This window comes from Protofrankia sp. Cr1 (assembly GCF_963555865.1).
Taxonomy (GTDB): domain Bacteria; phylum Actinomycetota; class Actinomycetes; order Frankiales; family Frankiaceae; genus Protofrankia.
Window position 1 is genome coordinate 4,925 of record NZ_CAUVXO010000360.1, and the last position, 1,130, is coordinate 6,054.

Annotated in this window: 2 protein-coding genes; both read left to right on the top strand. The window is 69.6% G+C overall.

Going from position 1 to position 1,130, the window contains the following annotated elements; translation table 11 throughout:
• The first annotated feature begins 447 nt into the window (after window positions 1–447).
• On the top strand, window positions 448–729 hold the full coding sequence (locus U9980_RS21295; RefSeq protein WP_322769540.1) for a DUF1778 domain-containing protein: 282 nt from the start codon (window positions 448–450) through the stop codon (window positions 727–729).
• Window positions 726–1,130, top strand: a 405-nt coding sequence (locus tag U9980_RS21300) for a hypothetical protein (RefSeq protein WP_322769541.1), incomplete at its 3' end; no start/stop codon positions are given. The genes U9980_RS21295 and U9980_RS21300, both read left to right, overlap by 4 nt.

Genomic DNA, 1,130 nt, shown 5'->3' on the forward strand with positions numbered 1-1,130 from the left:
CCTGCGGTTCTCCTCGGCCTGGGCCAGCGGCCGGCTGAAGGTGGACGCCAGCATGCGCGATCTGCTGCGGATGCGTTCCCTGCTCTAGCGCGATCCGGCGTCCCCGCGTCCCCGCGTCCCCACTCGGCGGGATCGAGGAACCAGCGGGAGGTCGGTGACGCGTGACATGCCCGTGGAAGGAACTCCAGGTGGCCGAAGTGGCCGGCAGCGGCCTGGGTGATGCGGGCCCGTCGAGGGTGACGCGTCAGGGCGTAGAGCAGGGACCACACCATGACCATTCAGCCTGCCCAACACGCCCCCTGTCCCGCACGCAGACATGCAGGTCGCCGCCCAAATCGGTGTTCTGGAGCCCGCCAAACCGAGTGAGCGGCGCGGCCGGCGCGTCGAGCGGATTGCCGTGGATCTGGAATGGCCGTATGATGGCCGTACACTTCAGAGGAGCTCGCCATGGCTACACCGGCCCGGACACGAGACCGACGGCTCGAAGTTCGCACCACCGCGGAGGAACGAGTGCTCATCGACCGGGCCGCCGAGGCTGCGGGCACCGATCTCACCTCGTTCGTCGTCAGCCACCTCACCGACGCGGCACGCCGGGTGCTTGCCGATCGCGACCGGTTCACGCTGCCTCCCGAGGCGGCAGCCGAGTGGGAACGAGTCAACCGTCGCCCCGCCGAGGAACTCGTCGGACTGCGCCAGCTCATGCAACGGCCGTCCCCCTTCATCGGGTGACCGACTACCAGCCACCGCGACTACTCGAACCCGTCGACGACCTCGACGGGTTCACCTGCCGGTCCGACGAGCAGACCAACTGGCTGCGCCGCCACGCCCGCCAATCCGCTACAACCGGGACCACCAGGGTCGTCGTCGTCACCCCAGTCACCCCACACCGAAGCCGCGACGTGGTCGCCTACTACGCCTGGTGCATGGCCCAGATCGATGTCGAGTCCGCTCCCCCACGGCTCCGCAAGGGTGCCGGACGCTACCCCCAGCCCGTCGCCCTCCTCGCCCGGCTGGGCGTTCACGTGAACCACGAAGGCTGCGGGCTCGGCGCCGGCCTACTCGCCGACGCCGTCACCCGACTCGTGGGCATCAGCGAGGACATCGGCTGTCGGGGCCTCCTGATCCATGCC

What these genes read in the sequence shown, in the direction of transcription:
- U9980_RS21295 (WP_322769540.1), top strand. Translation starts at nt 448, where the DNA reads ATGGCTACACCGGCCCGGACACGAGACCGACGGCTCGAAGTTCGCACC.